The following is a 25,186-nucleotide window of genomic DNA, read 5'->3' on the forward strand; positions in this document are numbered from 1 at the left end:
CTCAGTCCTCCAGGCCGACGAGACTGCCGAGCCGCCCACCGGTGCCGCCGGTGAGCCGGGTCTCGTCGATGAGCACGCCGTCCCGCATCGACAGGAGCCGGTCGGCGGTGGCCGCGATCCGCGCGTCGTGGGTGACGATGACCAGGGTCTGCCCGGCCTCGTGCAGGCTGTCGAAGAGTCGCAGCACATCGAGGGTGGCGGCACTGTCCAGATTGCCGGTCGGTTCGTCGGCGAGCACCACCGCGGGCTCGTTGGACAGCGCCCGGGCCACCGCGACCCGCTGCCGCTGACCGCCGGAGAGCTGCGCCGGCAGCGCCCCGGCCCGCCCGGCGAGACCGACCCGGTCCAGCAACTCGGTGGCGCGACGGCGTGCGGCCCGCGGGGAACGGCCGGCCAGCAGGGCGGGCATCTCCACGTTCTCCACCGCGGTCAGCTCGTCCAGCAGGTGGAAGGACTGGAAGACGAAACCGATGCCGGTACGCCGGAGCCGGGCCAGCGCCTTCTCGCCGAGATCGTCGATCCGGCGGCCGTGCAGCTCGATCCGGCCACCGGACGGCCGGTCCAGGCCGCCGAGCAGGTGCAGCAGGGTCGACTTGCCGCAACCGCTGGGGCCCATGACGGCCACCGTCTCGCCGGCCATCACGTCCAGATCCACCCCGTCCACCGCCCTCTCGCCACCGCCGTAATGCCGGCGCAGGTCACGGGCGCTCAATACGACGGTCACGATCCGCTCCTTCGACCGGCCCAGGTCCCGCTTGCCGGGTCGGTCCAGGTCCCGCCTCTGTGGTGGGTCCAGGTCCGTTCGCACGCCTCCAGCCAGCGCAGGTCCGCCTGCAACCGGAGGACGACGCCCTCGAGCAGCAGTGCCGCGGCCGAGTGCTCCGGCTCGGCCATCGCGGCCCGCTGGGCGTCGCGCAGCCGGCGCAGCAGCTCACGGCGCTGGGTGTCGACGATGGTCAGCGGGTCGGCCAGCCCGGCGGCTGCCGCCGCGATCAGCTTCAGGTGGAACTCGGCCAGGTCGGGCTTGGGCCAAGTCGTCTCGGCGATCCACGCGGCGACCCGCTGCTGGCCGTCGGGGGTCAGCGCGTACACCTTGCGATCCGCCCGGTCGGCGCCGTCGGCGGACCGCTCCGCGGTGAGCAGGCCGGCCCTTTCGAGGCGGGTGAGCGTGACATAGACCTGACCGGCGTTCATCGCCTCGCCGAGCGGCCCGAGCGCGTCGCGCAGCCGGGCGCGCAGCTCGTAACCGTGGGAGGGCTCCTTGGCGAGCATCGCCAGAACCACTTCCTGTTGCATGCCACCCCCTAGGGATAACCGTTAGCCATAGTGTCTAACGGTTATCCCCCACCTCCGTCAATACGCTAGGCTCGGCGCGTGTCGCATGTGGAGACGCAGGGCGTGCTCGCGCACCACGGAGGCCTGATCGTCGACCGGTCCGAGATGACCGTCGGCGTGGTGCGCGCGATCTCCCGCCCCACCGGCCTGGAGCTGGACCTTCTGGCGCGCCGCCCGCTCGACCGGCGCAGCGGCCCCGAACGGCAGGCCGACATCAGGGCCGGCCGGTTCACCCCGCCCGCCCCGCGCCGGCTGCTGCCGGAGCACGACGAGGGCATGGAGCTGCGGATCGCCTGGCTCGACCCGTCCGGGCGGGCGCACTGGCAGTTCGGCGGCTCGCGGTCGTCCTGGAGCGGCGACCACTACGAGGGCGTCGACGGGCCGAGCATCCGCACCGGTCTGATCCTGCCGCCGCTGTTCGACCGGGCGCCGCTCGTGTTCGCGTGGCCGGAGATCGGATTCCCGGAGACCGTCGTGGAGCTGCCACTGCCGGACCGGGCGACGGTCGAACGCGGCACCGTCCCGATCTGGGTGGCGCCGTTCGACGTCCGGCGGCCGCCCTCGCCGTTACGGAGCCGGACCGGCGAATACTGTCACCAGGCGCCACACATCGAAGCCGGGCGGATCATCGCCGGGCCCCGGGTCCTGAACCGTGACGGCCGGGTGGCCGTCGTCCTCAACCGGCTCACCGCGGCCGGCGGGATCCTGTCGCTGGAGATCCTCAGCGTGGCCCACGGCGAAGCTGCGCGGGCGGCGAGCGACGACGCCTTCCCCGGCGGGCGCCCGGAAGGTGATCCGGGCGCGGCGGTCGCGATCCTGCGCGACCGGGAGGCGGTCTGGCTGCCCGCACACGAGAGCGCGGCCGGGGGCGGTGACACCGAGTTCCGGTCCACCGCCGAGTTCCTGGTGGAGCGGCCCGACAGCGACACCCTCACCCTGGTGATCGCCTGGCCGGTGGCGGGTCTCCCGGAGGCCTGTGTGGACCTGCCCCTCAACCCGGCCTGACACCCCTCGACCACGGCGGAGAGCGGGTCGTCTCAGCGGCCGCACCTTTCGGCGGGGACCTGGATGGTCAGGTGGTCCGCCAGGGCGTCCAGGAAGTCCCGGGCGTCGAAGGCCGCGCCTGCCGACACCACGCCGACCGCCTTCGACCGGCCGGTGAGCAGACGGGCGACGGCCTCCACCGCGAGCGGTGCGGTGATCGCGTAGATGTCCCGGCCCGCTGCCGACATCCGGCGCTCCTCGCCACCGGAACGGACGACCACGTCGACCACGAACGTCTGCGCCGACCGGCCACGATCGTCCACGGCGACCGGTGCCGACGTGGCGGCGGCCAGGTCGGCGGCCGCGACCGCGGTCATGTAGGTGCGCACCTCCGGGACGTCGAGGTGGCTGGGCACGGTGACCACATCGGCCATGGTGAACTCGCCGATCACCGGCTGTGTGCCCAGCGGCCCGGGGAAGGTCCACTCCAGGCTCGGCAGGGCGTCGTCGTGGTACCGCAGCTCGCCTCCGGTGAACCGGACCCGGCGACCGCCCCGGCGCTGCCCCGAGACGGTGCCCGAGGCCAGCGTCCCGGCCGTGGGGTGCCAGCCGCTCAGCCCGTACGCGATGTGCACCTCATCGGCGGTGTTCCACTCCCCTGTCGCGGCAGTGACCAGCAGGTCGCCCAGGCCACCGTAGAACGCCATGGCCGGAACCACCGGGACGCCCGCCTCCCGTGCCCGTTCGGCGAAGAGGGTGAACGTGTCGGCGTTCGCCTCGATCTCCGCGGCCACGTCGACATACGGGATACCGGCCCGCAGAGCCGCCTCGACCAGCGGCCCGGCGGTCTCCGCGAACGGCCCGGCGCAATTGATCACGGCGGCCGCACCGGTCAGCGCCAGGTCCAGCGAGGCCGGATCATCGACGGTCGCCTGCCGCGCCTCGCCCTGCCCCATGGCCCGCAGCCGGTCCAGGTCACGGCCGATGAGCAGCGGCTCGTGTCCCCGCTCCCGCAGCTCCGCCACCACGAACCGCCCGGTGTGCCCGTACGCCCCGAAAACCGCCACACCCGCGTTCATCCCGTTTCCCATGCCCAGAATCCTGTCCTGGCGCAGAGAGCCGAACCAGTGTCCGGAACGACAGGCACCGTACAATTTCCGACATGGACTCTGTCGCTGTCGCCGCCACCGACGGCATGCTGCATTTCGAGCTGGCGCTGGCGTACGAGGTCTTCGGCTCCCCACCGGACGCCATCCCCGGCCCCTGGTACGACGTCACCGTCTGCGGCACCCACCCGGTGCGTGCCGGCCGCTTCCTGGTCGAACCCGACCACGGCCTGGAGCACCTGGCCACCGCCCACACGGTGATCGTCCCGGCGCTGGCCGACGTGGAGGCGGACCCGCCCGCCAACCTGGTCGACGCGGTCCGGGCAGCACACGAGGCCGGCGCCCGGGTCGTCTCGCTGTGCACCGGCGTCTTCGTCCTCGCCGCCGCCGGACTGCTCGACGGCCTGCGCGCCACCACCCACTGGGCACACACCACCCACCTGGCGACCCGCTACCCGGAGATCGAGGTGGACCCCGACGTTCTGTATGTCGACAACGGTCGGGTCCTCACCTCCGCGGGCAAGGCCGCCGCCATGGACCTGTGTCTGCACCTGGTCCGGCGCGATCACGGCTCAGCGGTGGCCAACATCGTGGCCCGCCGCCTCGTCGTGCCACCGCACCGGGCCGGAGGTCAGGCCCAGTTCGTGTCCACCCCGGTGCCCGCACAGGACGGCCACCCCCTCACCGAGTTGCTGGTCTGGGTGATGGAACGGCTGGACCAGCCGCTGACCGTCGAGGACCTGGCCCGCCGGGCGAACCTGAGCTCCCGCCACCTGGCCCGCCACTTCCACGCGATCACCGGCACCACCCCGTTGCAGTGGCTGCACACCCAGCGCATCCGCCGCGCCCAGGAGCTCCTGGAGTCCACCGACGACAGCATCGAGTCGATAGCGACCGCGGCCGGCATGGGAACGGCCACCACACTGCGCCGCCACTTCCACCGTACGATCGGCGTCCCGCCGGACGTCTACCGCCGCACCTTCCGCACCAGCCCCTGATCCTGGGTAGGGCGCGGTCCAGAGCGGGCGGTGGTCGCCAGGCGAGAAGTATCAGTCGTTGCGCCAGCAGCCTCTGAGGAACCACCGCTGTTGCCGGTCCACCACGGACCCGCCTATGGCGCTGACAGCAGCAGTCGGGTTTCGACGTTACGGTAACCCGATTTCCGGAAAGCGGTGGCCATCGGAAAGTTGCCCACGTCTGTGGTCGCGGTGATCTGTTCAGCGCCCCGGTTCACGTGGCTCCGCGTGATCGCGTCGAGGATGATCCGCGCGTACCCCCGTCCCCGCATCTCGGGGACCACGCCGAGGTATCCCACATTCGCGTTGTACGCCGTTGCGGACGGAATCGCCAGGCCGGCCAGCAGGCCGTCCGGCTGATACACCACTCGCCACCAGCCGCGTTCGCCCGGTGCGTCGAGATAGAACTGCATCTCGTGCCGGGCCGCCTCTCCCGGGCTCAACCGTGCCCGCTTCTTGCGGGTCTCGTCGTCGAGACTGCCGTCACCGATGCGGCGAAAGACCTCAACCATCTTGTCGTCGTCCGGCTCCGCCACGAAGATGAGCCGGTCGTCTGCTTCCGGCACACCGCAGGCCGGTGTCCACTCGAACTGCAGCCGCTCCACCGCGTGGGTGAAGCCGGCTGCCGCGGCGGCGCCCTGACGCCACGCCACCGCTTCCCGGCTGGCGGGATCGGCCCGCCAGCCGTTTTGCAGAGTCATCCGGAACGCCTCCGGCAACTGGTCTCCATGCTGCTCCTGGAAGCACCGATGTGCGGCGCCGAGCAGTCTCGCGGCGAGACCAGCCCGATCACGGGCCGAGGAATCGGTCCATAGGCAGTCGAGCAGCAACGGCCGGGTGCCGTCCGGCCGGCCCCACCACACCGCCCGGGCCACGATGCGGCCCTCGTCCTCCGCGATCCATGTCCATTCCGGGCGGAACGTTCGTCGCGCCAGATCCGCGCGGTACCGTTTTGCCGAGACGAAGCCGACCGGTTCCTGCGCGATGAAGACATCGACCTGCTGGAAGACCTCAACCGGGAGATCGTCGATGTGGAGGCTGCGGAAGTTCACATCGCCTCGGTGAGCCGGTCAGACAGATCAGACATGTCGATGAGTGTGCCCTGCAGCCGCCAGCGTCGACTCCCGGCGGCCAGGTGACAGGACCCATCGAGTGGGGATGTCGAACGGAAGTCGCACCGCCCCCGATCCTGAAGCACTGTTGCCGGGCGCCCGGCAGACGGCGACTTATGGCGCGAGTCCGAACTGATCCGCGACCTCTACGCACGCACCGACTACGCGGGTGCCCTGGGTCGTCTCGTCGGCCTGGTACCGATGCTGCACACAGCTGCCCACGGCTCCGGCTCGGCCACCGCATTGACTGCCGCCGTGAGGTCGCGTTCGTTGGGCAGGCGATCGCGGTCCGCGACTCGAAGAACCCGGACGGCACGCCGCTGACTTGCACGTCTGCGGAGTGGGATGCCTTCGTGGGCGGTGCGAAGGACGACGAGTTCGACCAGGCCTGATCCGACCCAAGCACCACGCCAGAAGCCGCCAAGCCGTCCGGCGCAAGACCGGACGGGGTTCCTACCCGGTCATACGGCGCGCAGGGCACCTGGTCGGCGGCCGGACAGCCGGTCCAGCGCCACCCTCGTGGTCTCGTCGGCCGGGAGATGGACGATCAGCCGCTGCTCATCGGCATCCGGCAGGTCCAGCACCTCGAACGCGAGCCGCAACAGGCCCACCTCGGGATGTGCCAGCAACTCCACACCGGACCGCTCCGGGAAGCCACCCGGCGCCGCCATCCGCTCGGTGAACTCGGCCCCGACCAGCACCGTGAGATCGCCGGCCAGCTCCACCGCGTGTGGATCTCCGCGGCGCACCTCACTCTTGAGCTGGGCGATGTGGCCTTCGGCCACCCGGCCCCAGTCGGGGTACACACTACGAGCCCGCGGATCCACCATGACGAACCGAAGAATGTTGTGCCGGCGACCGTCGAAGAGCCCGACCGGCCGGAACAACGCCTCGTATCCGCTGGTGGCGGCCAGCACGTCACCGAGCCGGTTGAGCACCACGGCCGGACCTGGCTCCAGTCTGCCGAGCAGCGCACGAACGGTCGGCCGCACCTCGGTGCCCGGCATGTGCCCGGCCGGGCACATCACCCCGGACGCGGCCTTGCCCAGCCAGCGCAGATTTTCCCGGTCAGCCCGGCTGAACCGCAGCGCGGTGGCGAGCGCGTTGAGCACCTCCGGCGATGGATGCTGGTCACGGCCCTGCTCGAGCCGCGTCAGATAGTCCACACTGACGCCGGCCAGCGTGGCCACCTCGCTACGGCGCAACCCCGGCGTCCGCCGGCGTGACCCGGCCGGAAGCCCCACCTCCGCCGGCGTGGTCGCCTCTCGCCGCTCCCGCAGGAATCGCCCCAGTTCGTTGTCGCTCACGCCTCGACGTTAGCCAATTCCCCCTCCCGCAGCCTGGCCCTGCCGGGGCTAGGATCGACCGGGCCTCCCTCCCTGCGGCCGACCGGGGCAGGGTGGTTCCCATGGATCTGGGACTGAACGGCCGAACCGTGATCGTCACCGGCGCGACGGGCGGGCTGGGTGAGCCGATCGCCCGCCGGTTCGCCGCCGAGGGCGCCGACGTGGTGGTCACCTATCACGATGCCGCCGACGCGGCCGCCAAACTCGCCGCCGACCTGGGCGGGCGCGCCTTCCGGTTCGAGCTGGGCGATCCAGCCTCGGCCCGTGACCTGGTCGAGGGCGTGCTGGCCTGGACCGGCCGGGTCGATGTGCTGGTCAACAACGCGGTCCGCTGGGGCTCCGCCGAGCCCGACCGCACCGGTGGGTTCGAGAACACGCCGGACGATCTGTGGCTGCGGGTGCTACGCGACAACATCGAGGGCGCTGTGGCACTGACCAGGCTCGTCACCCCCCACATGCGCGAGCGCGGTTGGGGTCGCCTCGTGCACGTGTCGTCGTCGATCGCCTCACACGGCATGGCCGGCGGCGAATTTTACGGGGCGGCGAAGGCAGCTCTCAGCGGCTTCAACCGATCGGCGGCGTTCTCCCTGGGCCGGTCCGGCGACATCCTGACGAATGTGGTGTCGCCCGGCCTCACCCGGACCCGCAACAACACGCACATCACCGACACGCTGCCAGAGGCCTACCTGGACACCATCCCATTGGTCAGGCTACTGACGGCCGAGGAGATCGCCGCCCCGGTGGTGTTCCTCGCCTCGGCCGCCAACACCGGCATCACCGGGCAGGTGATCGCCGTCGACGGTGGCGTCTGATCACATCGCGGGCGGGTCGAGTTCGGCCGTCACCGCCTTGGCACCGGGCCCGGACGTCACATGTCCTCGCCGAGGACGGCCCGGTGAGCGGACTCCTTGAGCTTCCCGGCCCGGCGTGGTTCATTGAGCGTTCGCGGTGCCTCGGAATTTTCCTCGCGCGGTCTTGCCGCCGTTCTCCTTCTCGAGCTTCTTGATGAGTTTGCGGGCCGCCTTCTCGTCGAGGACGGCGACCCCGGCCGGCGCGGTCTCGTCAGGCGCCGCCGCGTCGTCCGGTGTGGTGGCGGGCGGCGCGGTCACAGCGGCGCTCGGTGGGCTGCTTCGCGCGGGCGCCGTCTGCGGCCCCGGGCTACCGGCACCGGTGGCCGCGACCATCGCGAGCACCCCGGCGCCGACGGCGGTGCCGAGCCCGGTGAGAAGAAGCCCACCACCCTTTCGTCCGGACCGGCCGGCCGCCTCGCGGTCAGCCACCTTCGGATCCACGCCCAAAGCGGCCTCGCCGCCCTCGGTCACCGGAAGGAGCTGGGTTGCCCCACAAGCGGAAGCATCCCCAACCGCTCGCCCACGACGGACAGGGAGCCCGTCCAACGCCACAGCGGATCCGCCCCCGGCTCCTTCCCCACGACGGACAGGCAGCCCGTCCAACCCCACAGCCGGCGCATCCTCAACGACTCGCCCACGACGGTCAGGGAGCCCGTCTGACGCAGCGGATCCACCCCCGGCTACCTCCTGCCGGCGGGCGGGCTTCCGATTCTCGGTCGCCCGGCGAGATCGGGCCGGCTCCGGATCCGCGAGCATGCTGGGCGATGTGGGATCGGGGGCGAGGCTCATGTTCTCCAGGGCGGCGCGCACGGCTGCCGGGTCCGATGGCCGGTCGGCGGGGTATTTCGCCAGCATGGCCTGCAACAGGAGATCGAGTTCGTGTGGCACGGGACGGTGGGTGGAGGCGGGACGCGGGACGCGTTCGACGTGGTCCCAGGCGATCCGTATCGGGCTGTCGCCGGTGAACGGCGGGTTTCCGGTCAGCATGGCGTACAGGACGCAGCCGAGCCCGTACAGATCGGTGCGGACGTCGACCGCGCCGCCGGCGACCTGTTCGGGTGCCATGTAGGTGCTCGTTCCGAGCATCTGCGCCGAACCGGTCAGTTCGCTGCGCGTGGCCCCGGCCACGCGGGCGATGCCGAAGTCGCAGACCTTGGCCCGGCCGTCGCCGGTGATCAGGATGTTGGCCGGTTTGATGTCACGGTGCACGATTCCGGCCTCGGACGCCGCCTCGAGTGCGGCGCACACCTGGGCCGCGATCCCGACCGCTCCGGCGATGTCGAGAGGGCCGGTCGACAGCAGTGCGGCGAGACTGCGGCCCGGCACCAGTTCCATCACCAGGTAGGGGACGCCACTGTCGACACCGACGTCGTGCAGCGCCACGATGTTCGGGTGCGCGAGTCCGGCCACCATCCGGGCCTCCCGCTCGAACCGGCCCGCGACGGTCGGGTCGGCCAGCACCCGCTCGTGCAGAACCTTGACCGCGACCATGCGCCCGAGCCACCGGTCGGTTGCCTGCCAGACCACGGCCATTCCGCCGCTTCCCAGCATCGACCGCAGTTCATACCGGTCGTTCAAGACGTATCGTGCCATCGCGACACCTTGGCACAACTCCCCGCCACCCCGCACGTGTCGACCGGCGGCAATGCCCCGACCCGGTGAAAGCCCGATCAGGAGGCGGCCCGCTGAGGCATGTCGGCGAACGCTGATCTCAGGGCGGGCACAGCGGCGGGGGCCGAGGATGCGGGGATGGTTCGCCTGTCGGAACGATCCGCTGTCGTCCTGCTCGCCGTTTCCCGGCCGTGGTTCTGGCCGGTCTCCTGGGTGCCCGCCTATCTCGGCACCGTCCTGGCCGGAAAGGCGTGGATGCCCGTTGACCCGCCACGCGCGGCGGTGGCGTTGCTGATCCTCGGGCCGCTGGTGTGGGGTGCGGTCCTGGCCCAGAACGACCTGTACGACCTGGACAGTGACCGGGCCAACCCGCGCAAGGCGGACGCGCCGCTGGTCACCGGCGTGGTCACCGCCGGGCGGTTGCGCTGGTGGTACCGGGGCTTCGCGGTGGCGGCGCTGGGGTTCGCGCTGGTCGTCGGGCCGCTGTTCGTGCTCGGTGTGGCGGCGGTGCTCGGGCTGGGGTGGGCGTACAGCGTGCCGCCGCTGCGGCTGAAGACCCGGCCCGGCTGGGATGTGGCGGTCAACACGCTCGTCGTGGGTGCCGTGGCGCCGGCCGCCGGCTGGGCGATCACCCGGGAGCCGTGGGCGTTCCCGTGGCAGTTCGCGCTGATCGGGGTGCTGTTCGCGGCCGCCTTCTACGTACCGACCACGGTCACCGATCTGGCCGCCGACGCCACGGCCGGCTACACGACGTTCGCGACTCGTTTCGGGGCGCGTACGGCGTACCGGATCGGGGTGGTTCTCTGGATTCTCGCCATGGCCGTGGCGCTGATCTGCGCGCGTCTCGACCTGGTCGTGCCCCGGTCGACCCTGGTGCCGCAACTGATCGTCGCGCCGATGCTGGTGGCGGGTTATGCGGCGCTTACCCGGCGGCCGACGATTCCCCGCCTCGCGGCGTTGTCGGTGCTGTTCGCGGTGCCGACCGCCGGGTTCGCCCTCGCCTATGTCGGCTGATCGGGGTCCGGCATCCGGCCCCGGGCCGCCCGGCTGTCGTCACGTCGGGTCACCGCCGAGCAGGCGGCGAAGGCCGCACCGGCGCCTCCATGACGTGCATGGTCTCCACCGGCCGGAACCCGAATCGCTGGTTCGTGGCGATCATGGCGGCGTTCTCGTCGGCGGTCCAGGAGTGCAGATGGCCCACACCGGGGAAGCGTGCCGTCAGTTCGGCCAGGTTCGCCGCCTTCAGGGCCGTGCCGAGGCGACGGCCGCGGTGCGCACGCAGCACGAACGTGTCGTCCTGCTGCGCGTGGCGGCCGTCGGAGTTGACGAAGATCCGCGTGTACCCCGCTGGTGTGCCATCCGGGGCGCGCAGCAGCGTGGTGACGATGCCCCAGCCGGCGGCGGCCAGCCGCTCGTCGCCGTGCAGCACCTCGGCCGCGGCGAACGTGGCCGGCTCGTGGTCGCGGTCGCCGATCGGCACGTCCTGCTCCATCAGCGTTCGCATCGCCGCGAAGTCGGCCGCCGTCGCGGGTGACACCGGGCCGGTCCAGGTGTACGGCCGGTACCCCTCCGGCAGCTCGGCCGGCACGTCCGGAACCGGCAGGCCGATCAGGTAGCGGCGCTCGGTCAGTTTGCTCTCGAAGCCGCGTGCCAGCGCGAACCGGCCACCGGCATGCTCCGTGAGGGTGTCCGTCAGCGGCACGTTGACCTCGGTGGAGACGATCCGGCGTCCCCGCTCGCCGGCCAGCGCGACCGCCGTCTCGAACAGGGCGGCGCCGGCGCCGCGCCGCCGATGCCGCGGCGCCACGGCGAGTTCCACCTCGACGGTGTGCGAATTCGCCACCCGGGGCAGGTTCACGACGATCCCGCCGAGGCACTCGTCGCCGTCCCAGGCCCCGTAGGCCAGGCGTTCGAGGTGGGCGTTGCTCTCGGTGGTGCGCAGCGAGGTCAGCGTGGAGTCGGCGCCGGCCACGGTCGGACGGTCGCGGCCGGCGACGCTGCCGGCGTGAAACGCCGTGAACCACGGGCCGGCTTCGGGACCATGCGGGTCGAGCGCACGCAACTGCATCCGGCCACCCTCGGACCCGGCAGCCGTGCGGCGCAACCGAATTCGGGCCCTACGCGGTCGACGACCGGGTGTGGAGCCCGCCCCAGGTCAACCGGCGCCACAGCCACTCGGCCGGCCCCTGGCGGAAGCGGCGCAGCCACAGCACCGACCAGATCCACTGGAGGGTCAGGACGCTCACCGTGATGAGGACGACCGTCCCGGTGTCCCAGCGATCCGACCCGCCGGCGAGCCTCGACACCGCCAGGACCAGCAGCGTGGCGGACAGGTAGTTGGTCAACGCCATCCGGCCGAGCGGGGTGAACACCGTCGTGAGCGCGCGCCGCAGCGGTGTCCGCAACAGCAGCAGCACGGCGCACACATAGGCGCCGGCGGTCAGCAGCCCGGCCACCGGGTAGGCGATACGGAACACCCGGCCGTCCGGGTCCGATGCGGCGGCCTGCCACTGCACCACGGCGGCGGGGACGGCGCCGGCCACGAAGAGGGCACCCAGGATGGCGGGACCACGTCCGTACCCCTCGATTCTCGCCGTCACGCCGTAGCGGGTGAGGGCCGATCCGAGCAGCAGGAGTCCGGGGATCAGCGAATACCAGCCACCGAGCAGCGTCACCGACACGACGATCAGGACGCCGCTCGCCACCGCGACCACCCGCCGGGGCAGCCACGTCGACGGCATCAGGACCACCAGGCCCACCAGGGCGTAGGCGGTCAGCACATCGCCGCGCCACAACACCGTCAGGTGCACGAGGCCGATCGCCAGAAGCACCGCCATCCGGCGGAGAAGAATCGATCTGGGGTACGCCGTACGCGCTCGCGCCTTCTCCATGAGCAGCGCGAACCCGACTCCGAACAGGAGCGAGAAGATGGGGAAGAACCGCTGGTCGACCAGCATGTGCAGCAGGGTCGACGACGATCCGTCCGCCGGGCCGAGCGGGTCCCCGGTGTGTGCGATCGGTTTCACGTTGGCGAGGAGGATGCCGCAGAGGGCGAATCCGCGGAGCACGTCCAGGGCGGCGATCCGTCGGTCCCCTGATGACGGGGCGATGGCGGCCGGCGAGGTTTGAGCCGAAGTCATGCCGCTCAGCCTTCGCTGTTCGGCGGGTCCGGCCCTCCGCCCACGGTCCGGAACCGACGGCCGCACCCTACGACTTCTGGCCGGTAGGAGGCCCGAAGCGGACGGCTGCCACTTCCAACCTATATCGCACTGGGGGACTTGCGGCAAGAGGGCGGAATTGGGTGAGAATCGCGGTCCACAGCCGAAACGGGGGAGAAATGATCGATGTGATCGTCGCCGGGGGCGGGCCGACCGGCATGATGCTGGCGGCCGAGCTTCGGCTGCACGGGGTGCACGTGGTCGTGCTGGAGCGGGAGCCGGAGCCGCCACCGTTCGTGCGCTCGATGGGTCTGCACGTGCGCAGCATCGAGATCATGGATCAGCGGGGCCTGCTGGACCGGTTCCTCGCACACGGGCGCAAGCATCCGCTGGCGGGCTTCTTCGCCGGCATCGAGGCGCCCGCGCCGGAGCGTCTCGACACCGCGCACGCCTACGTGCTCGGCATCCCGCAGACGATCACCGACCGGCTGCTGGCCGAGCATGCCGCCGCGGCGGGCGCCGACATCCGCCGCGGCGCCGAGCTGACCGGCCTGCGCCAGGACGGCGACGGGGTGACCGTCGAACTGGCCGACGGCACCCGGCTGCGGGCGCGCTACCTGGCCGGATGCGACGGCGGCCGCAGCACCGTACGCAGACTGCTCGGCATCGGCTTCCCCGGTGAGCCGGCACGGGTGGAGACGCTGCTCGGCGAGATCCGGGTGACCGCGTCGCCGGAGACGGTGGCGGAGGTGGTCGCCGAGGTCCGGCGTACCCAGAAGAGGTTCGGGCTGGGGCCACTCGGTGACGGGGTGTACCGGGTGGTGGTCCCGGCCGCCGGGGTCGCCGAGGACCGCACCGCCCCGACCACTCTCGACGAGGTCCGGCAGCAGTTGCGGAAGGTGGCGGGCACCGACTTCGGGGCGCACTCGCCGCGCTGGCTGTCGCGGTTCGGTGACGCCACCCGGCTGGCCGAGCGCTACCGGGACGGCCGGGTGTTCCTGGCCGGCGACGCCGCGCACGTCCACCCGCCGACCGGTGGGCAGGGGCTGAACCTGGGTGTGCAGGACGCTTTCAACCTGGGCTGGAAGATCGCCGCCACGGTACGGGAGTGGGCCCCGGACGGCCTGCTCGACACCTACCAGGCCGAACGGCACCCGGTCGCCGCCGACGTCCTGAACAACACCCGCGCCCAGATGGAGCTGATGTCGACCGAGCCGGGCCCGCGGGCGGTACGGCGGCTGCTGGCCGAGCTGATCGGCTTCGAGGAGGTGAACCGCCACCTGATCGAGAAGATCACCGCGCTGAACGTGCGCTACGACTTCGGCCCCGGCCACGACCTGCTGGGCCGGCGGCTGCGGGACGTGCGGTTGAAGCACGGCCGGCTGTACGAGCTGACCCGCTGCGGCCGTGGCCTGCTGCTGGACCAGACCGGCCGGCTGGACGTGACCGGCTGGACGGACCGTGTCGATCATGTGGTCGACGTGAGCGAGGAACTGGACGTGCCGGCCGTGCTGCTGCGACCGGACGGCCACGTGGCGTGGGCCGGGGACGGCCAGGCGGACCTGGCCGGGCATCTACCCCGTTGGTTCGGTGCGGCGAATTGACACCGGACAGGTGATCCGTGACCCCGTGGAGGCGCCACAGTCAGTACCCTCGATCCGGTGAGCGCCGCGCCCGATCCGCTGCACTATTCCGACATCGTCGCCGCCGGGGATCTCCGGACCGCCCTCCAGGCCAGGTTCGAGGAGTCCGGTGCGCCACTGCGTGCCGAGGTCCCGTCGTCGCCCGGCTGGATCCGGGTGGGTGCCCGGGTCGAGACCGGCGACCGGCAGGTGACCGTTCTGATGGCCGTCGACGACCGCGCCTTCCTGCTCGAGTTCTGGATGCGCGGTGTCGCGATGGCGCGGGGCCGCACCGCCGATCTCGGGGAGGTCGCCGCCGGGATCGGCACGTTCCTGTCCGGTGCGAAGGTGGCCGAATTGAGCGCCACCCACGCGTTCGTGACGTACGGCGGGTTCGCTGAGGCGTTCGAGCGGGGCGAGGCGGAGGCGATCGCGTTCCGGTGGGGGCGTTACCTGGACGGTGAGGAGCCGCTGCCGCACGGCCGCCAGCTGGACGGGTTCCTGCGGGCGGCCGCGGAGGAGCCACGGTTGCGGGCGCTGTTCCCGTTCACCAGTCACTGGGACCTCGGTCTGCGGCCGGGCGTCGCGGACGCCCCGAACCGGGCGGTCGCCTGGATCCGGCCGGTCGGCGGCCGCTACCTGGTGGCCGGCCGCGACCGTGGCGACCTGGAGCGCACCGCCGATGCGGTCGGGGCCTCGGATGCGGTCGCCCTGATTCTGGCCGCATGGGACCGGAACGCGTAGGGATCTGAGGGCAACGGACCGCTCAAGCCCGGCGCGGGCACAGCGGCCTGGAGGCCGCAGCTCCTCGGCGAAATCCCACCCTGGGTACGCGAACGGCGTACCGGAAAAAGGGGTCAGAGGAGGCCGAGGTCGCGGGCTCGGGCGACCGCCTCGCTGCGCTTGGCGACGCCCAGCTTGCGATAGATCGCACGGATGTGCGCCTTGACGGTGTTGACCGAGATGCCGAGTTCGCGGGCGATCTCGGCGGAGCCGAGCATGGTCGGCAGAAAGAGCAGCACCTCGGCTTCGCGTCCGCTGAGCACCTCGGTGGCCGCGGTCTTGCGGGTGGCGCGGAGCGCGGAGCGCAGCTCCTCGAGGAAGGTCGCATGGCCGTCGCCGGGGTGCAGGAGCTGGAGGCGCTGCAGGAGGTCGTCGAGGCGTCCGTCGGCGTGGACCAGGAACGGGCGGCGGATCTCTTCGCGTTCGGCCAGGTGGAGGGTGTCGCTGAGCAGCTCGACAGCCTGGCCGGCCTGGCCGCGGGCGTCCGCGATCAGGGCGATGATCAGGCCGGCCTCGACGGTGGCGGCGGTGTAGGGCAGGACCGCGGGCCGGGGGTCGAGCAGGTGCCCGGCCCGCCGGAAGTCCTTGTGGGCGAGGGCGAGCCGGGCGTGGGCGACCTGGTGGGCCAGATCTCCGCCGGCCATCGTGATTCCGGCCGGGGGCGCGCCGATGTCGCCGGCGGCCAGGTCGGCCTCGATCTCGATCATGGCGAGCCAACGGTCGAGCCACGGGATCCGGGTGCGCGGGCTCCGGTCGGCGCGGGCGGCTTCCAGGAAGACCCGCGCCTTGGCCGGCTCGCCGCGGGTCGCGGCCAATCTGGCCTGCGCGCCGAGCATGACGACGCGCTGCGCGGCCTCCGGCTCGCTGTGGTGGGCCCGCATCCCGTCCTGGAGGGCCTGTTCGGCGTCGGCGAACTCGCCGCGTTCCAGGTGGACCAGGACCATGGCGAGATGCGCGGCCACCGCCTGCACGGTGTGCTGCCAGCCGCGTTTGGTGGCCAGTTCGCGGGCGTCGCCGGCGATCTGCCGGGCCGCGGCGACCGAACCGCACATCACCTCGAGCAGACCGAGATGGCCGTCGGCGTTGATCTCGGCGAGTTCCAGCCCGGCGGCACGGGAGGCGCCGGCCGACGCCCACAGGTCACGAACGGCGGCGTCCAGGTCGCCTGACCACAGGTTGGCCAGACCCCGGTTGTTGAGCGCGATCGCGCGCTGCTGGGTGACGGCGGCGCCGCCCGCGGCGACGTCGGTGGCCAGCAGCGCGAGCAGCTCGTCGCAGCCGGCCCGGACCGCCGGCAGGTCGCCGACCGCACGGTCGACGGCCAGTTGCAGGGTGAGGCGCATCAGCTCGACCGGCCGGTGCTCGTCGCCGGGGCGGCGGCGCAGCAGGCGGCGGGCGTGGTCGAGGCGCGCCGGGATGGCCTCGTAGTCGCCGTCGTGGAAGAGCAGGACGGCGGCGCAGATCATCAGTTCGGCGGTGGAGTCGAGCCGGTCGGCGGGCACCTGCCGCAGCAGCCGCACCAGCGCGGACCGGTGCGCGGAGAGGACGAGCGGGGCGGCCTGGCCGGTGACCAGCCGTCCGATGTAGGTCCAGTCGCCCGCCGAGACGGCGTGGGTGAGCGCTTCCATGACCGAGTCGTTGGCGGCGTGCCAGCGGGCGGCCCGCCGGTGCAGCTCGGCGACCATGGCCGGGCTCTCCACCTGGAGGCGGTGGCCGAGGGCGTCGCGGAGCAGGTGGTGGTAGCGGAACCACAGCGGACGGTCGCCGAGCCGGACCACGAAGTCGTTCTCGTGCTCGAACTCCTCCAGCATGCGCTGGCCGTCCCGGCCGGTGGTGATGGCGTTGGCCAGGCCGGCGCAGATCCGCTCGCAGATGCTGGTCTGGAGCAGGAACCGGCGCTGCCGGCCGGTGCGGTTGGCCAGCACCTCCTCGGTGAGGTATTCGTCGATGCCGCGGCCGTCACCGGCGAACTCGGCGACCGACCGGCTGTGGTGCACGGCCAGGAAGCCGGCGCCGAGGTGCAGGCCGATGGCCCAGCCCTCGGTCCGGTTCAGGAGGGTGGCGAGGTCCGGGGCGGTGAGGGTGATCCCGTGCCCGGTCACCAGGTCGGCGGCCTCCGGCTCGGTGAACGCGAGGTGGCTGGCCCGGATCTCGGTGATCAGGCCCGCGGCACGCAGCCGATGCAGGTTGATGACGGGCCGTGCCCGGCTGATCAGAAGCAGCCGAACCGGCTCGGGCGGATATCGCAGCAGGTCGCTCATCTCGGCCAGCACGCGCGTGTCGTCGATCTCGTGGAAGTCGTCGATGATCAGCACGGCCCGGTCCGGCAGATGGCTGAGACCGTCGGCGATGACCCGTATTCGCTCCCGCTGGTCGGCCGGGACGGAGGTGAGCGCGGCGAGCGGGTTGCCGTCGGTGAGCAGGCCGGCGGTCCGCAGGGCGGCCACCACGTACGCCCAGAAGGTCTGCGGGTCGTTGTCGTGGCGATCCAGGTTGAGCCAGGCGACCGGCTTGCCCCCGGCCCGCGCCCAGGCCGAGACGAGCGTCGTCTTGCCCCAGCCGGCGCCCGCGCTGACCAGCGTGACCGGCGTGTCCATGGCCGCGTCGAGCAGGTCGAACAGCCGCTGCCGGTCGACGCCGGCGCGGGCCACCCGTGGCTGGGCGGTCTTGACGGGTATCAGGGGCAGGAGAGGTGCTCCGATCCGACTCGAGTCCATCGCTCTCCCCCGGGAAATACCGCGTGCCTCAGCGAAACATGATGGGTCATTCAAGTCCATACCGGCACACCCATCGCAAGTGACCGATTTTGATCGTGGTGCGGATCACTACGGCAGAAGCCATGACGCCCCGCCCTCCGCCGCCTGCCCGACGGTCCGTATCCTTGCCCAGCCTGACGACCGCATCAATCCCTACCGCGTGCCCGGAAATTATCCACGCCCTGTGTGGACGGTCAACAAACCTTCGAAATGACATTCGATGAGCACTCGGTCACTCACCGACAGGCGCCACAGTCCATTTTGCAAATGGCGCGAGGACAGCTACTGTGTGCCGCATCGCAGGACAGCTGTTTCCGGAGGTCACAGTGGCCTGGTTCGTCGGCCAGTCGCTCGTCGTCATCGCGCTCGCGTTCATTCTGGGCGTCACTGTCGGCAGGTTCTCCGCACGTTTCGGAAACGTTTCCCCCGACGGTCGCCGGCACGCCGATAATGCGCTGGAAAGCGACGGCGACGAACTGCAGCGGATCGAGGGCATCGATCCGGCCGTGGCCGCCGCGCTGCGCACCGCCGGGATCCGGACCATCGCACAGCTGGCCGATAGTGATGACGACGCCATGCGCGAGGCCATGCGGGCCGCCGGGCTCGGGTTCGTTCCCAGCCTGTCCACCTGGAGCCGGCAGGCACGGCTGATCGTCCACCGCGACGCCGAGACGGCGGCCCGGTGACCGGCGCCATCAGCGGGGCGTTCACCGACGCCGCGACCCGGCGCTGGTTCGCGGGCCTGGCGCTGCTGTTCGGGCTGACCGCGCTCGCCGGGTTCCAGCTCGGGCCGAACCGGCACCGGATCGAGCACGACCTGGCCACCCGCTCGCGAGCCGCGCTGACCACGGCCGGGCACACCGGCGTACGGGTGTCGTTCTCCGGCCGGGACGCGACCGTCGTGACCGGATCGCAGAGCCAGGCCGACGACGCCCGCGAGGTGCTCGCCACGGTGGCCGGGGTGCGTGCCGTGCACACCGAGGTGGTGGCGGCCGCGGTCCCGATCGAACCGGCGTTCCTGCTGGTCGTGGTGGACGGCCGGGCCCACCTCAGCGGGCGGGTCACGGCCGCCGCCACCCGCACCGCCCTGCACGACGCCGCCGCCGGCACGTTCGGGACCGTCGACGACCGGATCACGGTGGCCGCCAAGGTTTCCGCCGACCCGATGCTCGACCGGCTGCCCGCCCTGGTCCGGGCGCTGCCGCCGGACGGGTCGATGCGCTTCGGCCACGGCACCCTCACGCTCACCGGCACGGCCCGCGACGAGACCACCCGTGCCGCGCTCACCACGGTCGCCCGCGACACCGGCGCGATCGTCCTGGACCGGCTCACCGTCGCCGACCCGCAGGACCGGCTCGACGTCCTGCCGGCACTCACCTTCCGCACCGGCGGCTCCGAACTGAGCGGCGGATCCCGGGCGGTGCTGAGCCGGGTGGCCACGGTGCTGGCGGCCAACCCGAGCGCCCGGCTGCGCATCGAGGGCCACACCGACGCGGCCGGCGCCCGGGACACCAACGTGGCCCTCAGCCTGGAACGGGCCGGCGTGGTCCGCGATGTTCTGTGCGGCTACGGGATCGCCGCCTTCCGGCTGAGTGTCGTCGGGTACGGCGAGGCCCGCCCCGCCGTACCCGACGACACCCCGGCCCACCGCGCCGAGAACCGGCGGGTGGAACTCAGAGTTGAATCGCCTTGGTCTGGGTGAACTCGAGGATCCCGTACGGGCCCAGCTCCCGGCCGTGGCCCGACTGCTTGTAGCCGCCGAACGGGGCGAGCGGGTTGAACGCCGCCCCGTTGATCTCGACCTGCCCGGTCCGCAGCCGCCGGGCCACCCGGACCGCCCGGTCCCGGTCGGCCGACCAGACGCCGCCGGCCAGGCCGTAGTCGCTGTCGTTGGCGATCCGCACGGCGTCGGCCTCGTCGTCGTACGGCACGATCGCGAGCACCGGACCGAAGATCTCCTCCCGGGCGATCGTCATGTCCGGGCGCACGTCGCTGAACACGGTCGGCCGGACGAAGAAGCCGTGCGGCCGGTCGTCCGGCTGCTCGGCGCCGCCGCACACCAGCTTCGCGCCCTCGGCGACGCCCCGCGCGATGTAGTCACGGACCCGGTCCCGCTGGGTGGCCGAGACCAGCGGCCCGAGCACGGTGCCGGGCGCGCCGGGATCACCGACGGTCACCTGGCCGGCCACGGTGGCGGCGATCTCCTCGGCCACCGGCAGCATCGCCCGGGGCACCAGCATGCGGGTCAGGGCCGTACAGGTCTGACCGGAATTGATATAGCACTTGCTGATCCCGTCGATGATCGCCTGCTTCAGGTCGGCGTCGTCGAGGATGACGTTCGCCGACTTGCCGCCCAGTTCCAGCGCGACCCGTTTCACCGTTCCGGCGGCCACCTCACCGACGCGCCGGCCGGCCCGGGTCGACCCGGTGAACGACACCATGTCCACGCCCGGATGCCCGGCCAGCGCCTCGCCGACAACCGGCCCGTAGCCGGTGACCAGGTTGAACACCCCGGCCGGCAGGCCCACGCGATCGAGGATCTCGGCGAGCACGAAGGCGCTCAGCGGCGCCACCTCGCTCGGCTTCACGACGATCGTGCAGCCGGCCACCAGCGCGGCCGCCACCTTCGCGGCGACCTGGTGCAGCGGGTAGTTCCACGGCGTGATGGCCGCGACCACACCGACCGGCTCGCGCACCACCATCGAGTTCCCGATCCGCTGCTGCCAGGGCAGATCCTCGGCGAGATGCCGCATCGACGTGAACGTGGCGATCGGCAGCCCGGTCTGCACCATGACCGAGAACGGCAGCGGCGATCCCATCTCCCGCGAGATCAGCGCGGCCAGCTCGTTCTGTCGCTCCTGCAACCGCAGCGACACCTCGTCACAGACGGCGATCCGGTCGGCGAGCGGTGTCTCGGCCCAGCCGTCGAAGGCCGCGCGCGCCGCGCTGACCGCGGCGTCGGCGTCTGCCGCGCCTGCGGCCGGGACGGTGGCGAAAACCTCCTCGGTGTACGGGTCGACGACCTCGATCGTCTCGCCGGTGCTCGGCGCGACCCACCGTCCGCCGATGTAGAACCTGTCGGTGTTCATCGCGCCACCTCCGCTGCGCTCCGGCGTCGCCATGAGTTCATGACTGAGCCTGATGATTCGCTCGCAAGCTCGCTCATTGCGCCACCTCCTCGATGTTGCCGGCGGTCCGCGAGGCCAGGGCCATGATGGTGATCATCGGGTTGGTGCCGGACGGGGTCGGGAAGGCCGACGCGTCGCCGATCCACACCCCCTTGGTGTCGTGCAGTTCGCCGCGCGGGTCGGCCACACTGGTCGCCGGGTCGGCGCCCATCCGGCAGCTGCCCATCTGGTGTGCGGAGAAGAGCGTCGCCCCGCCGGCCCGCAACGGCAGCCGCCGCGCCCGGTCGATGTAGGCCTCCAGGTCGTCGCCGAACCGCCAGCCCGGCATACCCCGGCCCAGCACCCGGATGCCGCGCGCCCCGGCCGCGTGGTGCAGCCGGATCTCCGCCTCCACCGCCCGCCGCATGTTGCGTACGTCGAGGTCGTCGGTGAGCGAGTACCAGGCCACCGTGTTCCCGGCCGGATCGAGGGTGACCCGGCCGTGCCCGCGGTCCCGGATCAGCCCGATGAACGACCCGTTGTTGCGGTAGTCGGCCATCGCCTGCTTGTGCTCGGCGGCCGTGGTGAACGGCAGCGCCGACGCCCCCAGCCCGGTGGTGTACTGCACGCTCTCCATCAGGAAGCCGTAGCCGTCCTCGACGTTCGCGAACTCGTTGACCAGCCCGGCCTGCGGCGCGCCCCACCACGCCTGCATGTCCGTGCCGTAGTCGCCCATGGTGACCGTGCACGGGTGCAGCCGCAGGTGGTCACCGGCCGCCGGGCCGCCGATCCCGGACCGCAGCAGCACACCGGGCGTCTCCAGGGCTCCGGCCGCCACCACGACGACCGGCGCGCGGACCGTGACGGTCGCCGTGCCGGTGCCGTCCTCACCGGTCCAGCGGCCGACCACGCCGGCCGCCCGGCCCTGCTCGACCAGCACCCGCTCGGCGCGGCAGCCGTCCACCACCCGGGCTCCGTGCTCGGTGACGGCCGGTTCCAGGTAGACCTTCACCGTGGACCGTTTGGCACCGGACGGGTCGCCGAAACCGAGGTGGCCGGCGATCGCGGCGTCGTGGCGCTTCTCGTCCCAGTTGCGGCGGATGGTGGCGAACGACCAGCCCAGCGCCTCGGCGCCGCGGTGCATGGCCTCGTGTACCCGGTTCAGTTCGGAGCACTGATCGGTGACCGAGAGCTCCCGCCACACCCGGTCCAGGTGCCGGTCGAAGGCGTCGGTCGCCACGTCGGTCAGGCCGTGCTCGTCGGCCCACTGACGCCGTACCCAATCCTTGGTCTTGAGGCAGTTGGTCCAGTTGATCACCGTGCCGCCACCCAGGCCGGCCCCGGCCATCAGGGTGACGTTGAGGTCGCCGGTCGGCTGCGGGCCGCCGCGCCAGTACGAGTTCTGGTAGGCGGCGAGTTCCAGCTGGTGGAAGTCGGCCTCGGTGCGGTAGCGGCCGGCCTCCAGCACGACCACGCGGCGCCCGGTGGCGGCGAGCCGGCCGGCGATCAGGCCGCCGCCCGCGCCGGAGCCGACCACCACGACATCGGCCTCGAGCTCCAGGTCGCCGCCGTCCGGCCGGACCGGGGTGATGGCCGGCCCGTCGGCCGGCGCCGCGGTGACCGGGCCGGGATAGCCGAGGCGGGTCCAGTTCGGATTGCGGCCGTCCGGGCCGACCGCGCCGTAGGTGATCAGCAGAATGAGGCTGGTCAGCGAGCCGATGCCGGCCGCCGCCGGGGCGGAGGCCAGCGAGAGTGTGGTGAGGATCTGCTCGCGGGACTCCGGTGAGGCGGTGCCGAAGCCCTGCAACGCGAGGATGCCGAGCAGGCCGCCGATCGCCGCCTGCTGCTCGTCGGGCATGGTCGCGAGCATCGCGAGCACGCCCTGGTCGGCGCCGACGTCGGTGGCGCTGCGCGCCCAGAACCCGTCGGTGTCGCCGGGATGCGGAAGGGAGGGGACGATGGTGTCGCAGAGCAGCCGCAACACCTGAGTCTGTGCGGATGAGAGCATGCCGGTCCTCCTTGACCTGAGCCCTCAATCTAGGTCAGTTGATGTCGACGTGTGATTTCCGGTTTACTTTCTGCCGTGCCTCGTCGCGTTTGCGACGAAGCGGGCGGTCACCACGACCGGCCGCGACCCCGGATCTCAGCGCCGTGCGACCATGAGGGCTCGTTAAGGTTCCGCACCGGGAGGCACGTGGTGAGCACCGATCTGTCCGTCACCGTCGACGACGGGATCGCCCTGATCGAGATGCGCCGCCCACCGGCCAACCACTTCGACGAGGCGCTCATCGGGCGGATCGTCGAGACGGCACTCGAACTCGACCACACCCCCGGCTGCCGGGTCATCGTGCTGGCCTCCGAGGGCCGCCACTTCTGCGCCGGAGCGGACTTCGGCGGCGGCGAGTTCGCCCGGGACCACGTGGACGCGGCGGAACGCCTCTACCGGCGTGCGGTGGAACTGTTCGACGTCCGTACCCCCATCGTCGCGGCCGTGCAGGGCACCGCGGTGGGCGGAGGTCTCGGCCTGGCGTGCGCCGCCGATTTCCGCGTAGCGGAAGCCGGCACCCGGTTCGTCGCCAACTTCGCCCGCCTCGGCTTCCACCAGGGCTTCGGCGTCAGCGTCACACTGCCCGAGCTGATCGGCCGGCAGGCCGCCACCGACATGCTGCTCACCGGCCGTCGCGTCGGCGGCGAGGAGGCCTTCCGCCTCGGGCTCGCCGACCGGCTCGCCGCACCCGGCCGGCTGCGCGAGACCGCGCACCGGCTCGCCGCCGAGATCGCCGCGTCGGCGCCCCTCGCGGTCCGCTCGATCCGCGCCACCCTCCGCGGCGACCTGGCCGAACGCGTCCGCAAGGCGCTCGACCACGAACTCGCCGAACAGAAGATCCACTGGGCGACCCGGGACAGCGCCGAGGGTATCCTGGCCAGCCTCCAGCGGCGGACCCCCGTCTTCACCGGCGAATGATCAGGAGTTTCCTCGTTGAACACGCCGTCGCTCGAAGATCTCGACCGGGAGATCGCCCGCCTCGCCACCCTGCTCACCGAACGTGACCAGCTCATGCCGCGGCGGACCACCCTCCAGGCCGCCATCACCAAGGCCGACGCCGAACTGGCGAGCCTGACCCGGCTGGCCGGCCGTGCCACCGCCACCGGTCCGGCCCGCCTGCTCGCGTCGCTGCGCGGCGGGCGGGCCGATGCCGCCGCCGCGGGCGTTCGGCTTCCGGCGGCCCGGGAGGAACTCGCCGCGTTGCGCGCGCAGCTCGACGACCTCGGCGCGCGCCTCGATGAGGCACGATCGACCCCTTCGGCGTACGCCGCCGCGCTCGCCGCCAAGGAGAAGCACCTGCGCGACACCGGCCACCCCACCGGTGAACGCCTCTCCGAACTGGCCGGGCTCCGCGGCGACCTGGTCGCCGAACTGGCCCGGCTCCAGCGCGCCGAGATCGCCGCGGGCAAGGCCGCCGAAGGCTTCCGGCGCGCCGACGAACTGCTCGGATCGGCCGGGAAGTGGTCGGCCTACGACACGTTCATGGGCGGCGGCGCGTTCAGCAGCCACGTCAAGCACCAGCGCGTCGAGAGCGCCGACGACTACGTGGCCGCCGCCCAGCACCAGGTCGACGTCATGCGCCACGAACTCGGCGACGACCGGGAGGCGGCGCCGATCTCGCTGGAGATCAACGGGACCACGAAGTTCCTCGACGTCATGTTCGACAACATCTTCACCGACCTGGCGGTCCGCAGCCGGATCAACCGTGGCCAGAAGGAGATCGTCGAGGCGTTCCTGCGGGTCCGGGAGGTCCGGGCCGCGCTGACCGCCCGTACCGCCGAGGTCCGCACCCGCCTCCGCGAGATCGAGACCGAGCGGGACGGCCTGCTGGTCAACCCCTCAGGCCCGTGACGGCGTGAAGAAGTGCCGCAGCACCTGGCCGCGGAACAGGTTGACCCCGATCCACCCGGTGCCGGCCAGGACTATCAGCAGCGGCACCCCGATGACCAGGCCCATCTGCCACAGGGACCAGACCGCCACCAGCACCAGCGCCTGCGCGAACAGCGCCAGCACCCAGCTGAACGCCCAGCCGCGGGCGAACATCTTCGCGGCGGTGGCCGACAGCAGCCCGCCGAAGAACAGCCCGCCCAGGGCCAGGTAGGCGAACAACCCGTCGTCGCTCTCCAGTGGCGGCTGGAGCACCACGATCAGAGCCACGAACAGCAGGATCCCGACCATGTTCAGCATCAGCTGGATCCACAGCAGGGCCCGCGTCTGATCGACGTATCGCGGCATCGGCGTGACGGACATGGATGGGAACTCTATAGAACCTCTGTGGTCAAGGTCCGCGTTTCGCTTCCGCTTCTTTTCCGGTACGCGCGACCCCGTCCCGCCTCATCAGGGCCGTCCCGT

23 protein-coding genes are annotated in these 25,186 nt (G+C 71.9%); 11 read left to right on the forward strand and 12 right to left on the reverse strand.

Features of this window, described 5'->3' with window-relative positions:
- Position 1: 1 nt before the first annotated feature.
- Together BJ964_RS39300 and BJ964_RS39305 are read right to left on the reverse strand one after the other, a co-directional pair.
- Complete coding sequence (locus BJ964_RS39300; protein WP_188125398.1) at positions 2–724, reverse strand: ABC transporter ATP-binding protein; 723 nt, start codon at positions 722–724, stop codon at positions 2–4.
- A complete protein-coding gene (locus BJ964_RS39305) occupies positions 721–1,296 on the reverse strand; it encodes a PadR family transcriptional regulator (protein ID WP_188125399.1) in 576 nt (191 codons plus the stop codon). The genes BJ964_RS39300 and BJ964_RS39305 overlap by 4 nt, the downstream gene beginning before the upstream one ends.
- 78 nt (positions 1,297–1,374) lie before the next feature.
- Between BJ964_RS39305 and BJ964_RS39310 the strand changes: the two genes are divergently transcribed.
- Positions 1,375–2,340: a hypothetical protein gene (locus BJ964_RS39310; protein ID WP_188125400.1), complete on the forward strand. Its 966-nt coding sequence runs from the start codon at positions 1,375–1,377 to the stop codon at positions 2,338–2,340.
- A gap of 32 nt (positions 2,341–2,372) precedes the next feature.
- Here the strand turns inward: BJ964_RS39310 and BJ964_RS39315 are convergent, their stop codons facing one another.
- On the reverse strand, positions 2,373–3,410 hold the full coding sequence (locus tag BJ964_RS39315) for a saccharopine dehydrogenase family protein (protein WP_188125401.1): 1,038 nt from the start codon (positions 3,408–3,410) through the stop codon (positions 2,373–2,375).
- A gap of 71 nt (positions 3,411–3,481) precedes the next feature.
- On the opposite strand from BJ964_RS39315, the gene BJ964_RS39320 reads away from it, so the two are divergent.
- Complete coding sequence (locus BJ964_RS39320; protein WP_188125402.1) at positions 3,482–4,423, forward strand: helix-turn-helix domain-containing protein; 942 nt, start codon at positions 3,482–3,484, stop codon at positions 4,421–4,423.
- A 113-nt stretch (positions 4,424–4,536) separates the two neighbouring features.
- On the opposite strand, the gene BJ964_RS39325 is transcribed toward BJ964_RS39320, so the two are convergent.
- The gene (locus BJ964_RS39325) at positions 4,537–5,160 is read right to left on the reverse strand and encodes a GNAT family N-acetyltransferase (RefSeq protein ID WP_229806952.1); all 624 of its coding nucleotides are present in this window, start codon (positions 5,158–5,160) and stop codon (positions 4,537–4,539) included.
- Positions 5,161–5,669: 509 nt separating this feature from the next.
- Here BJ964_RS39325 and BJ964_RS49630 point away from each other — a divergent pair.
- On the forward strand, positions 5,670–5,945 hold the full coding sequence (locus BJ964_RS49630; protein ID WP_188125403.1) for a DUF397 domain-containing protein: 276 nt from the start codon (positions 5,670–5,672) through the stop codon (positions 5,943–5,945).
- 69 nt (positions 5,946–6,014) lie between these two features.
- On the opposite strand, the gene BJ964_RS39335 is transcribed toward BJ964_RS49630, so the two are convergent.
- Positions 6,015–6,860, reverse strand: coding sequence for a helix-turn-helix transcriptional regulator (locus tag BJ964_RS39335; protein WP_188125404.1), 846 nt, complete (start codon positions 6,858–6,860; stop codon positions 6,015–6,017).
- 101 nt (positions 6,861–6,961) lie between these two features.
- Between BJ964_RS39335 and BJ964_RS39340 the strand changes: the two genes are divergently transcribed.
- Complete coding sequence (locus tag BJ964_RS39340) at positions 6,962–7,711, forward strand: SDR family NAD(P)-dependent oxidoreductase (protein WP_188125405.1); 750 nt, start codon at positions 6,962–6,964, stop codon at positions 7,709–7,711.
- Between the two features lie 120 nt (positions 7,712–7,831).
- Here BJ964_RS39340 and BJ964_RS39345 read toward each other — a convergent pair whose 3' ends face one another.
- Entirely contained in the window at positions 7,832–9,343 is a 1,512-nt protein-coding gene (locus BJ964_RS39345) for a serine/threonine-protein kinase (RefSeq protein ID WP_188125406.1), read from the reverse strand.
- 156 nt (positions 9,344–9,499) lie between these two features.
- Here BJ964_RS39345 and BJ964_RS39350 point away from each other — a divergent pair, with 156 nt between their 5' ends.
- The gene (locus BJ964_RS39350; RefSeq protein ID WP_188125407.1) at positions 9,500–10,375 is read left to right on the forward strand and encodes a UbiA prenyltransferase family protein; all 876 of its coding nucleotides are present in this window, start codon (positions 9,500–9,502) and stop codon (positions 10,373–10,375) included.
- A gap of 49 nt (positions 10,376–10,424) precedes the next feature.
- Here the strand turns inward: BJ964_RS39350 and BJ964_RS39355 are convergent, their stop codons facing one another.
- Both BJ964_RS39355 and BJ964_RS39360 read right to left on the reverse strand, forming a co-directional pair.
- Complete coding sequence (locus BJ964_RS39355) at positions 10,425–11,429, reverse strand: GNAT family N-acetyltransferase (RefSeq protein WP_188125408.1); 1,005 nt, start codon at positions 11,427–11,429, stop codon at positions 10,425–10,427.
- A gap of 49 nt (positions 11,430–11,478) precedes the next feature.
- Complete coding sequence (locus BJ964_RS39360) at positions 11,479–12,501, reverse strand: DUF418 domain-containing protein (protein WP_188125409.1); 1,023 nt, start codon at positions 12,499–12,501, stop codon at positions 11,479–11,481.
- Between the two features lie 197 nt (positions 12,502–12,698).
- On the opposite strand from BJ964_RS39360, the gene rox reads away from it, so the two are divergent.
- Together rox and BJ964_RS39370 are read left to right on the forward strand one after the other, a co-directional pair.
- On the forward strand, positions 12,699–14,123 hold the full coding sequence (gene rox / locus BJ964_RS39365) for a rifampin monooxygenase (protein WP_188125410.1): 1,425 nt from the start codon (positions 12,699–12,701) through the stop codon (positions 14,121–14,123).
- Positions 14,124–14,180: 57 nt separating this feature from the next.
- A complete protein-coding gene (locus BJ964_RS39370; protein ID WP_188125411.1) occupies positions 14,181–14,885 on the forward strand; it encodes a DUF6193 family natural product biosynthesis protein in 705 nt (234 codons plus the stop codon).
- 113 nt (positions 14,886–14,998) lie between these two features.
- Here the strand turns inward: BJ964_RS39370 and BJ964_RS39375 are convergent, their stop codons facing one another.
- Positions 14,999–17,641 carry a LuxR C-terminal-related transcriptional regulator gene (locus BJ964_RS39375; protein WP_188125412.1) on the reverse strand — a complete coding sequence of 881 codons (2,643 nt, stop codon included), beginning with the start codon at positions 17,639–17,641 and terminating at the stop codon, positions 14,999–15,001.
- Positions 17,642–18,006: 365 nt separating this feature from the next.
- On the opposite strand from BJ964_RS39375, the gene BJ964_RS39380 reads away from it, so the two are divergent.
- Positions 18,007–18,366 (forward strand): helix-hairpin-helix domain-containing protein, encoded by a 360-nt coding sequence (locus BJ964_RS39380; protein WP_188125413.1) that lies wholly within the window; start codon positions 18,007–18,009, stop codon positions 18,364–18,366.
- Entirely contained in the window at positions 18,363–19,382 is a 1,020-nt protein-coding gene (locus tag BJ964_RS49375; RefSeq protein WP_188125414.1) for an OmpA family protein, read from the forward strand. Before BJ964_RS39380 ends, BJ964_RS49375 begins: the two co-directional genes overlap by 4 nt.
- Here BJ964_RS49375 and BJ964_RS39390 read toward each other — a convergent pair.
- A complete protein-coding gene (locus tag BJ964_RS39390) occupies positions 19,354–20,769 on the reverse strand; it encodes an aldehyde dehydrogenase family protein (protein ID WP_188125415.1) in 1,416 nt (471 codons plus the stop codon). The two genes, BJ964_RS49375 and BJ964_RS39390, sit on opposite strands and share 29 nt — an antisense overlap.
- 73 nt (positions 20,770–20,842) lie before the next feature.
- On the reverse strand, positions 20,843–22,795 hold the full coding sequence (locus BJ964_RS39395; RefSeq protein ID WP_188125416.1) for a GMC family oxidoreductase N-terminal domain-containing protein: 1,953 nt from the start codon (positions 22,793–22,795) through the stop codon (positions 20,843–20,845).
- A 189-nt stretch (positions 22,796–22,984) separates the two neighbouring features.
- On the opposite strand from BJ964_RS39395, the gene BJ964_RS39400 reads away from it, so the two are divergent.
- The gene (locus BJ964_RS39400; protein ID WP_188125417.1) at positions 22,985–23,752 is read left to right on the forward strand and encodes an enoyl-CoA hydratase/isomerase family protein; all 768 of its coding nucleotides are present in this window, start codon (positions 22,985–22,987) and stop codon (positions 23,750–23,752) included.
- 15 nt (positions 23,753–23,767) lie between these two features.
- A complete protein-coding gene (locus tag BJ964_RS39405; RefSeq protein ID WP_188125418.1) occupies positions 23,768–24,685 on the forward strand; it encodes a hypothetical protein in 918 nt (305 codons plus the stop codon).
- On the opposite strand, the gene BJ964_RS39410 is transcribed toward BJ964_RS39405, so the two are convergent.
- Positions 24,674–25,084, reverse strand: a complete 411-nt coding sequence (locus tag BJ964_RS39410; RefSeq protein WP_188125419.1) for a hypothetical protein — start codon at positions 25,082–25,084, stop codon at positions 24,674–24,676. The genes BJ964_RS39405 and BJ964_RS39410 overlap by 12 nt on opposite strands.
- Between the last annotated feature and the right edge of the window lie 102 nt (positions 25,085–25,186).

This window comes from Actinoplanes lobatus, assembly GCF_014205215.1.
GTDB lineage: Bacteria > Actinomycetota > Actinomycetes > Mycobacteriales > Micromonosporaceae > Actinoplanes > Actinoplanes lobatus.